We start from the raw sequence: 9,416 nt of genomic DNA, 5'->3' as shown, positions 1-9,416 counted from the left end.
AACAAGTCTTTGAGCCGCTCCCATTGGTCATCGCGCAGGGCATACCGTCGTGTCATTGCTCAGCCTTTTCTTCTCTCTCTTGCTCTAGCTTATCTAATTGATGACACGCCCTAGCAAATCGGCTGATTCGCAAAAGTTTCGGTTAAGCTTTTTTGCAGTTTAGGCGGTTTGATTGCCATGATGTTCGCAAATCATCCAAGCTGAGGCAGGGCTGCTAGGAGGCTGTTACCTCATTTTGGATTTTGGATGGTGGAGACGAGATTAATCGCGTTTCTACGAAGGGGACGTTGTCAGAAGTTTAAACCAGGCACCAAGGAGCGCAAAAAAGGATTACAGACCTAATAGTAGTCTCTAGAAGTGTGACTGGGATGAAGGAATTAGCGCTTCAAATCAAAACTTTGGCATCTATTTAGCCAAGAGGCTCTACGAGAATGGGTCGAACGGCTAATTTTTTGAATAATCTTAAGCGCATTCTGTCATCAGCCTTTATGCTGATCCTTTAGGCTGATAATAAAGTAGACTGAGGGCGATCGCTGGTTTTTAGTCCATCAATCTCACAAATACTGGCTGAGAAATTCTTGACGCTGCCAGTATTTGTGAAGCTGATATAAAAAAGAGATATGCTGCACAAGCCGCCTCTGCCCTTTTCACAAAAACCTCAACTTAATATCAAAGCGGGATGAATTCAGTTTGCAGACCTAGGCTGATATGGCCCCTGAAAGGCGCTCTTCTAGAGTAACGATGAAAAAAATTTTGCTCGTTGATGATGATAGAACCCTGCGAACTGTCTTGACACGCTACCTGCAAAACCAGGGGTATCTGGTTCAGGATGTAAGTTCTGGTATGGAGGCACTAAGCGCTTTTGAACAAGCTCCACCGGATTTGGTGGTCAGCGATGTGATGATGCCGGAGATGGACGGTTTGGAATTCTGCCGACGCCTGCGAGCAACTCCTATCGGGCAATTGGTACCGTTTATCTTTTTGTCAGGTAAAGGAGAGCTAGAAGACCGAATTCAAGGTCATACGATTGGGGCAGATGATTATCTGACTAAACCCTTCGATCCCAGGGAATTAGTCGCAAAAATTGAAGCTCAGCTAGAGCGATCGCGCCGCATCCATGCGGAAATGGTACGGTTGATGCAGCAGATGGCAACCAGTTCCACCGCAGCGACAGCAACTCTGGGAGCGTTGGGTTCTGCCACCTGCGAGCCACTTCCGTTAACACCCGCAGAGCAAAGAGTTTTTTGGGAGGTGATTCAGGGATTTACCAATAAACAAATTAGCGATCGCTTGTTTATCAGTCCGCGCACCGTTCAGACCCATCTTAGTAACATCCTCAGTAAGCTGGAACTAGAGAATCGCTCTCAACTAGTTCGATTTGCTTTTGAACACGGATACCGACCTCCCACCCATGAAGAGCCGTGAGAGATGAGGCAGTCATTGGTAGCAGTCATTGGTAATTGGTATCAATTTTTAAGTTGTAGAGACAAGGGTTGATCGCCTCTGAATTTTAAATTAAAAATTTTCTGATAACTCAAAACTCAAAACTTATCGCTCAAAACTCTCATTACCCATGATTTCAGGCGTTTATACACTAAATGAATTAAGTCAAGCGATCGCGGCAGATCCTAGCCGATGGCGACCGCTAGTATTTACTAACGGGTGCTTTGATTTACTCCATACAGGTCATGTTCGATATTTACAAGTAGCAAAGTCCTTGGGGCGATCGCTCGTCGTGGGGTTAAATAGTGATCAGTCCGTCCGTGCAATCAAGCCCCATCAGCAGGGATTGCCTCCCCGACCTATCGTGCCTGAGCAGCAGCGGGCTGAAGTTCTCGCCGCCCTTAAGCCCGTGGATGGAGTGGTAATCTTCGACTCATTGACAGCCACTGGCTTAATTGAAACACTCAAGCCCGATATCTATGTCAAAGGAGGCGACTACAGCTTGGAAACCCTGCCTGAAACACCTGCCGTTCAGGCATACGGAGGTCAGATTGAATTGGTCAAAGTGGAAATTCCCACCTCGACCACAGCGATGATTGACCGCATCCTGCACTCGAATGATTAGCGCATTTGTCAAAAGTCATTAGTCATTGGTCATTAGTCATTGGCTACGGACTAAAGACTAGAGACTAATGACTAATGACTAATAACTAACAGCAACCTGAAATGACTTGCTTCATGACAGACCAAACGACTGCCGACCTACCATACACCACCCAAGACCTCACCGACCTACGCTGCAAGTTTGAGTCGGGTTCTGAAAAAACGCAACTACAACTCCTCCCAGAACTTCTAAAAGCGGGTAATGCCGGTTTGGAGGTACTGATGGAATTTTTACGTAACAATCAGTCAACTCCTACCAATTTAGTTACAGCTAAAGCCTACCAGACCCTCTACAACGCCAATTTGCCAGCTGCAACTGAATTTCTTCAAACCCATTTCCCTTCCGGCATTATCCCCTTACACTCAGAACGCGGCATCGACTACAGTTCCCTGCAACACCTGCTCTTGCAACAAGACTTTCTTGCCGCTGACCGCCTAACCTTGCAAAAGCTGTGTGAATTGGCAGGTGCTCAGGCTGTACAGAGAAAATGGTTGTACTTTACAGAGGTAGAAAACTTCCCCATTCCTGATTTACAAACCATCAATAGCCTGTGGTTCCTACACTCGGAGGGCAAATTCGGTTTTTCCGTGCAACGGGAAATCTGGCTGAGTCTCGGCAAAGACTTCTTAAAGTTCTGGCCCAAAATTGGCTGGAAGAGCGGCAACAACTGGACTCGATATCCCAACGAGTTTACCTGGGATCTCAGTGCCCCTAGGGGTCATCTGCCTCTGTCAAATCAGCTGCGGGGTGTACGGGTGATTGCCGCCTTGTTATCTCATCCCGCCTGGTCAAGTTGAAAACTTCAAGGCTCAGGACTCAGGACTCAGCAAACAAGAGTGATGAGTGAATGAAGCAAGAAAGCCTCTTGCCAGCAGAAATGATTCTACTTTTCACTCTTGTTTTTCATCCTGGCTCCTCAATCGAATCACCGTCACTGAAGACTTGTCGGCTGGGTTGAGCCGAGTGCTAAACTCAACGCCTCCCTTGATTTTTGTTGCTTTCTCCTCCCTTGAAGGCTAAAGCCTTACGGCATGAACGCGCCTGCGCGACCTCAAACACCACGTCGCCAGGGCGGGAGAACCCCCGCTATTCTTGTCGTTCAACCTACGATAGAAGTCAATTTTGTTTAAACTCAGTGTCATTTACCCTTAGTCCTTTTTAACCGAAAAGCAAAACTCTCTGCTCAACGTGTTTGTTAGAGGCCTTCTTCGGGAACGCTAAGTGTAGCGGGATATTAAATTAAGTCATACAAGCAAAGCGTATGGGAGTAGGGATGGTAATGGCAGCCCCAGAAAGCAGACTTTTTTGTCGTTTGGATGGTTTGACACCGGCAGTACGAGAACAACAAAGGTTCGCTGCTTTGGGAGAATTGGGTCTACTTGAAGCAGAGATGGTTCCAGTGTTCGAGGAAGCTACTCAAACAGCAGCCCGATTTTTGGAAGCGCCGATTTGCATTTTAAGTTTAATGGCTCAAGACAAGCAGCGGATCAAAGCAGCTGTGGGTTTATCACGATTAGGGTTGATGAACGATCTCGCCACGTCCCGGCAGCTCCCACGCCATCAATCTTTGTGTACTTATGTGGTCGATAGTCATCAAGTTTTGATTGCTGGCGATACGCTAACAAATCGAGCGTTTGCTGAAACTGCTCTTGTGCAGCACTACGGCATCCGTGCCTATCTAGGGACACCGCTGCTATCATCTAGTGGAATCTGCCTGGGCACCCTGGCAGTGATGGACTTAGTGCCTCGTAACTTTACTAGCAAAGATATTGACTTTTTGGAACTTATGGCTCGCTGGAGTCTGAGTGAATTTGAGAGAAACCGTCTATTTTTAGAAACGCGACAATTGGGGTCTTTAGAGCGTACCAACTCCAGCTATTGGTTTGCCAAGCCGTCGCCTAACGGGCAACCAGAAACGGGTAAAGACCTGGGATACAATGCCGCCTCGAACAACAGCAGTATGGGCAGCAATGCGGGTGAAGTGTTGTCCCTGACCCGTTCAACCCCTAGCCCCTCTGCAACTAGCTCCGTTAAAGTCAAACTGCTATCCCAGCTGTCACAGGAACTGCGGACTCCGTTGACTTCAATTATGGGGATGGCAAGTGTTTTGGGACGCGAAGTTTATGGGCCATTAACGACCAAGCAGAAGGAATACCTGGAGATTATCCACAACAGCGGTCAGCACTTAGTGTCGCTAGTTGATGAAATTTTGTCTCTGGGAGGGTTGGATGAGGTTAGCCAAAAACTCGATTTCACCTCTGTGGACATCGAAATGCTGTGTCAACAGGCGATTAATAACCTGCAACAGATTGCGTCTGGGCGGCAGCAACAGATTCGTCTATCTGTAGAGCCTGGAAAGCGCATCTGGTTGCTTGACAAGGATAAAGTGCGGCAAATTCTTTACTACCTGATTTTTAATCTAATTAACTCAGGGAGTGCAGGAGGTGTGGTTCGCATTCATGTCTCTCGCAAAATCGAAAAGCTGAACATTGCGGTGTGGGTTTCTCATCCCTGGCTAGGAGATGGTCTACCGCAGATTGAGTTTTATGCCCAGTCCGATATGTCGCCAAATCATCACTTAGAACCAGCTCTCTCAGAAGCCAGTGTTGCTTACATTCAAGAGCCGTACTCCGTGCCGTCCCTCACATCAATGAATCAATTGTTGCTGAATGACTCTCGTGCCGCTGATTCTGCCGTCTCAGAAGGGCTGTCCCATTTATCAGTCGGCAATGGTTCTCGTGAAAGTTTGGGGTTGTTGCTGAGCTGTTTATTGGCAGAAATTCATGGTGGGCACATTTCTGTTCAAGGCTCTCCAGAAGCGGGATATCGCTATGTAGTCAGCTTGCCACAGGTGGATGCGGTGGAAACAATTGGTGATGATTGACGGACTAGAGACTATAAACTATGTACTTGGGTAATTGGTAATCGTCATAGGGAATGGCTAATTGTTCATTGACCAATGACTAATGTGATCAATACCAATCACCCATAATCACTTCCCCCTGACCTATCACATGAGTGTTTGGCAACAATTTACCTTGTCCAGTTTGCCGCTGTATCAGTGGCAAAGTGCAAGCTATTTGCATCGGTTGGTCGGTAGCTTGCGAAGCTGGCGGCAGAGTAGCGTCTGCGTGCAGTGGGCTGAGCCGTTGGGAGCCTTGTTTGTGGCTTTAGTGTTTGCGTTGGCTCCTTTCGTGACAACGGCCCTGGTTGGCGTGTTGTTAGCTGCCGGTGCTGGCTTTTGGATACTGCTGACTCTGTCAGATGAGGCGGGTTATGTACCGGGCGAAGCGCCTAAAGTTACTCCAATTCACTGGTTGGTGTTACTGTACTGGGGCATTGCCACTGTAGCAACGGCTCTGTCGCCAGTGAAGATAGCTGCTTTGAAGGGCTGGGGCAAGCTAACGCTGTATTTGCTATTTTTTGCGCTCATGGCGCGAGTGCTGCGATCGCCCCGCCTGCGTTCTATCCTGATCGCGGTCTATCTCCACATTGCGCTGATTGTTAGTGTCTACGGGCTGCGACAATGGTTTTTTGGGGCGGCGGCACTGGCAACTTGGACAGATCCAACGTCTCCTCTATCTAAAACGACGCGAGTTTATAGCTATTTAGGTAATCCCAATTTACTCGCTGCTTATCTTTTGCCTGCGATCGCTTTCTCTCTGGCTGCTATTTTTGCTTGGCGCGGGTGGAGTCGTAAAGCGCTAGCGCTGACGATGTTTTCCGTTAATACTGCGTGTTTGATTCTCACGTTCAGTCGCGGCGGCTGGATTGGCTTTATATTTTTGCTTTTAGTATTTTCGCTGATGCTGCTTTACTGGATCGGCGAACATCTGCCACCTTTCTGGCGGACTTGGTCGCTGCCGATTCTGTTAGGAAGTTTGGCGCTAGTGCTAGCGGTGGCGATCCTATTTGTGGAACCAGTGCGCGATCGCGTTTTTAGTATTTTTGCAAGTCGCAAGGATAGCAGTAACAATTTCCGGGTCAACGTTTGGGAAGCGGTGATTGAGATGATCCGCGATCGCCCGATTTTAGGGATAGGCCCTGGCAACGAGGCTTTTAACAAAGTTTATCCCCTTTATCAGCGCCCCCGCTATACTGCCTTAAGTGCTTATTCCGTTTTCCTGGAATTGGCTGTAGAAACTGGCTTAATTGGTTTTTGCTGCTTTATGTGGTTGCTGATTGTCACCTTTAACCAAGGATGGCTACAGCTAAATCGTTTGCGGCAACTGGGCAGGCGTGAGGGGTTTTGGCTGATAGCGGCGATTGCCACGATATTTGGTCTATTAGGACATGGTTTGGTAGATACAGTTTGGTATAGACCGGAAGTAAATACGCTTTGGTGGATGATGGTGGCGTTGATTGCTAGTTATTACACTTTCTCACCGAGTAGCGATCGCACTCCCCACACGCTAACGGAACACAGTTAATTCGATTTCCCTGTTTGATTATTCATTAGTTTTTAGACTTTTTTCGGCACCCACTCCGTCCAAAGGCGAGCGAAAAAACAAAAACTCGCAAACTCTTGTCCAAACAGCACTCCTAGAGTGGATGGAGTTGTACCCATGACTAAAGACTAAAGACTCTGACTTTTGATTTATTTGGAATCCAAACAAGTTTAGAAAATTTCAAAAGCAAAAAGGCAAAGAAAAGATTTCCTCTTCTTTCTTTTGCCTTTTGCCTTTTTTAGTGCCGTTAATTTCCCTATAAGCCACCCGTTTTTTTACTCTCTGTAGCCGGTACGACTTACTGGATCGGGGTCGCGGTAACGGGTTGGCTCTTCATGCTTACGACCCGCCAAGCCTGCTAAACCAAGCAGTCCCAGCAAGCCCAACCAGCCCCAATCAAAATTGCGATCGCTTTCAACGGTTCTAACGTCTTGGCGAGGATCGGTGTTTGTAGTTGTATTTGTATCAGTATTCGTTTGAGCAGAAGCAGGCACAGTCAAAGGCAGAACCGCCATACTTAAGGAGAGAACGCCAGCTCCAATAAATTTTGATAAATCAGATCGTTTCATAAATAAAGCTCCTTGTCCGCTCTTCACTCACAAACTTATAGATTTCCCTCCAAATCAGAATCAATCTACAGCTATAGATTAAAAACTTCTAGACTCTAACTATAGAGATAGAAAATGTCTTTTCTTTCCACCATTTCCTCCCTCTTTATAATTAGGTAATTTTCAGGGTATAAACCAAATTTAACTTTTTAAGACTGGGGATCAATAATAAGCTTGCGAATTCATGTGAGTTTGGCTTAAGCAGCAGGTAGTAAATGGTAGTCAATGGTGATAGAGGGCTGCTTGGTTTGGTGGCTCTTGCAATCAATCCGCACACCAGGTTGACCAGAAAGTTGCCCGACTGCGGTGAGGGAGCAGCCCATTTCTGCAAAAAGGCGCATGGAATTCTCTTCTAAACAGACTAAACCTGCAAGACAAGGGTTCTAAAGTCCCCGTACCGTCTGAACTCTGTTTGATAAAAGCTCTCACAACTTCTGCCCTCTTCATCTCAAGGAGATAGAAGTTGCCAGGATTTACTTTTCTCCAGAGATAATGGCACCCATCAGGGTGTCTCCCTGAGGTGATGAGAATGCTCGCTCCGAGAAATGTTCTTCAACTGGTCAACTTCAACTGGTCAATCAGTGTCTCAATCATCGACCGCTTCCGCAACACCGTAAACGAGAACGTTTACGGTGTTGCAGCCTATCAGCGAAGCAATTGTGGCTGCGGACAGGGTTTTCAAACCTTTAGAACCAGTTATCGACACCGTAGAACTTTTCTTTTTATCTGAGCATGGGACAAGCAGATGGATGGAGAATTCAGCAGTTTCGGCCTATCTGTTATGGCTGTTCTTTATCCCGAACTCACGGTTACGTAATCTGCGTAGGCTGTCAGCATTGTGCGTATTACCAGTTCCCGCTCGTGTTTTAACCTGACTCTGGAAATTTCCCCATTCTTGAGAATACTGAATTTTTATGGATAGCGCTGTCAAATAAAAAGCGCTATCCGCAAAATCCCTGAAAAGCTTTCAGAATATTTACCGATGTGCTTCAAAAAAAGAGTTTTGAGGCTGAGGAAAATACTGCTTTAAGTTCAAAACTAATTAGTAGCTTTGTAAGTGTATTTAAGGGTTTTACGTAAATATTCAATACTATGAAGAAGCCAAAAAGAATTAGAAAAGCTGTAGACAAAGAATTATGATTTCAGTTATTAATAAACAAGGAAAAGAAAACACACGTCTGCACCGGGCTTCTAAAGTAAAAATAAACTCAATTATTTTGGATGTATTTGCCGGTTGGATGGGGTGAAGTCGTTCATCGCCTTGGTAGAGGTACTCAAATGAAAATCAAACTAATTACTAGTCTGCTCGCCGCTGCTGCTGCCCTGACCGGCGTCATCTCTGCAACTGCACCGGCATCGGCTGAGATTAACTGGGGTTCTGTAAATACTGCACCCACAAAGAATGCATTGAGCCAATCTGATGATTTTTCAAACATCAGCACGCTTATCGATAGCTTAAACACGCAGATAAATAAGTCTCAAGAAAAATACGCATTTCCAGACTTGAGCCTTTTAGGCGGTAAATCATTTGATTTAAGCAAATTAACGTTGCAAAACGATACTGATGTTCGTGCTTACTTCGTCAATGAAGGGGCGGATTATAACAATCAGCTAGGTTATCAAGCACTTGACAGTAACGGCGACATTGTCAAAGATGGAATGGCTTTCTGGGAACTCAACAGCACAGAAAGTATTAGGGAAAACCAAACTAGCTTTACTAATCTAAAGCAAGGAGATTGGGTCAACTTAGGCAACTTCAGTAAAGGTACAACCCTGAATTTCCAGTTGAACGCCAATAGCTTATACGGCACCAGCAACTCCTACGGCATTTACAATTCTGCTTTTAATGCTCCTAACCCTGATGGGCTACAGCACGCCAGAGGATATCTCTTTAACTCCCGTTACCTGGTGATCGGTTTTGAAGATTTGTACGGAGATGGAAGCGAGACTGGCGTGACTCCAGCCTCTGACCGGGATTTCAACGACACAGTTTTCATCGTCGATATCGGCAACCAAAGTCTGCAAAGCGTACCTGAACCATCTGCAACGTTGGCACTGGTAGCTGCAAGTACGTTAGGGATGTTTGGCCTGCGTCGCCGCCGCAACAGCCAAATCAATGGCTAATCCCCTGGCCTATCGCTGATAATCTTTGCAAGTTCAATTAGTCAATAACCCCTGTTTCTAGCCTGCATCCTGCGGGCTTTTTTATTGGAAGCTTATGTAGCAGCTGCTTCGCTGTAAGCTTAGCCAGTG

8 protein-coding genes are annotated in these 9,416 nt (G+C 46.3%); 6 read left to right on the top strand and 2 right to left on the bottom strand.

Annotated elements, in window-relative coordinates:
* Positions 1-741: 741 nt before the first annotated feature.
* The 5 genes from NDA06_RS07770 to NDA06_RS07750 all read left to right on the top strand — a co-directional run bounded on the left by NDA06_RS07770 (position 742) and on the right by NDA06_RS07750 (position 6,537).
* Positions 742-1,425, top strand: coding sequence for a response regulator transcription factor (locus NDA06_RS07770; protein ID WP_190525902.1), 684 nt, complete (start codon positions 742-744; stop codon positions 1,423-1,425).
* Positions 1,426-1,573: 148 nt separating this feature from the next.
* Positions 1,574-2,068: an adenylyltransferase/cytidyltransferase family protein gene (locus tag NDA06_RS07765; RefSeq protein WP_190425440.1), complete on the top strand. Its 495-nt coding sequence runs from the start codon at positions 1,574-1,576 to the stop codon at positions 2,066-2,068.
* Positions 2,069-2,181: 113 nt separating this feature from the next.
* The gene (locus tag NDA06_RS07760; RefSeq protein WP_190525907.1) at positions 2,182-2,904 is read left to right on the top strand and encodes a GUN4 domain-containing protein; all 723 of its coding nucleotides are present in this window, start codon (positions 2,182-2,184) and stop codon (positions 2,902-2,904) included.
* Between the two features lie 482 nt (positions 2,905-3,386).
* Entirely contained in the window at positions 3,387-4,991 is a 1,605-nt protein-coding gene (locus NDA06_RS07755) for a GAF domain-containing sensor histidine kinase (RefSeq protein ID WP_190525912.1), read from the top strand.
* 130 nt (positions 4,992-5,121) lie between these two features.
* Complete coding sequence (locus NDA06_RS07750) at positions 5,122-6,537, top strand: IctB family putative bicarbonate transporter (RefSeq protein WP_190525914.1); 1,416 nt, start codon at positions 5,122-5,124, stop codon at positions 6,535-6,537.
* A gap of 293 nt (positions 6,538-6,830) precedes the next feature.
* On the opposite strand, the gene NDA06_RS07745 is transcribed toward NDA06_RS07750, so the two are convergent.
* Positions 6,831-7,124, bottom strand: a complete 294-nt coding sequence (locus tag NDA06_RS07745; protein WP_190413041.1) for a WGxxGxxG family protein — start codon at positions 7,122-7,124, stop codon at positions 6,831-6,833.
* Between the two features lie 236 nt (positions 7,125-7,360).
* Entirely contained in the window at positions 7,361-7,504 is a 144-nt protein-coding gene (locus NDA06_RS07740) for a hypothetical protein (RefSeq protein WP_190413040.1), read from the bottom strand.
* Positions 7,505-8,441: 937 nt separating this feature from the next.
* Between NDA06_RS07740 and NDA06_RS07735 the strand changes: the two genes are divergently transcribed.
* Positions 8,442-9,287 (top strand): DUF4114 domain-containing protein, encoded by an 846-nt coding sequence (locus tag NDA06_RS07735; protein WP_190413039.1) that lies wholly within the window; start codon positions 8,442-8,444, stop codon positions 9,285-9,287.
* Positions 9,288-9,416 lie beyond the last annotated feature (129 nt).

This window comes from Trichocoleus sp. ST-U1 (genome assembly GCF_039961835.1).
Classification (GTDB): domain Bacteria; phylum Cyanobacteriota; class Cyanobacteriia; order Cyanobacteriales; family FACHB-T130; genus FACHB-T130.
Note: the sequence above shows the minus strand (reverse complement) of the source record. Positions and strands in the feature narration are given on the sequence as shown.

What these genes read in the sequence shown, in the direction of transcription:
- NDA06_RS07750 (WP_190525914.1), top strand. Translation starts at nt 5,122, where the DNA reads ATGAGTGTTTGGCAACAATTTACCTTGTCCAGTTTGCCGCTGTATCAG.
- NDA06_RS07770 (WP_190525902.1), top strand. Translation starts at nt 742, where the DNA reads ATGAAAAAAATTTTGCTCGTTGATGATGATAGAACCCTGCGAACTGTC.
- NDA06_RS07745 (WP_190413041.1), bottom strand. Translation starts at nt 7,124, where the DNA reads ATGAAACGATCTGATTTATCAAAATTTATTGGAGCTGGCGTTCTCTCC.
- NDA06_RS07735 (WP_190413039.1), top strand. Translation starts at nt 8,442, where the DNA reads ATGAAAATCAAACTAATTACTAGTCTGCTCGCCGCTGCTGCTGCCCTG.
- NDA06_RS07760 (WP_190525907.1), top strand. Translation starts at nt 2,182, where the DNA reads ATGACAGACCAAACGACTGCCGACCTACCATACACCACCCAAGACCTC.
- NDA06_RS07755 (WP_190525912.1), top strand. Translation starts at nt 3,387, where the DNA reads ATGGCAGCCCCAGAAAGCAGACTTTTTTGTCGTTTGGATGGTTTGACA.
- NDA06_RS07740 (WP_190413040.1), bottom strand. Translation starts at nt 7,504, where the DNA reads ATGCGCCTTTTTGCAGAAATGGGCTGCTCCCTCACCGCAGTCGGGCAA.
- NDA06_RS07765 (WP_190425440.1), top strand. Translation starts at nt 1,574, where the DNA reads ATGATTTCAGGCGTTTATACACTAAATGAATTAAGTCAAGCGATCGCG.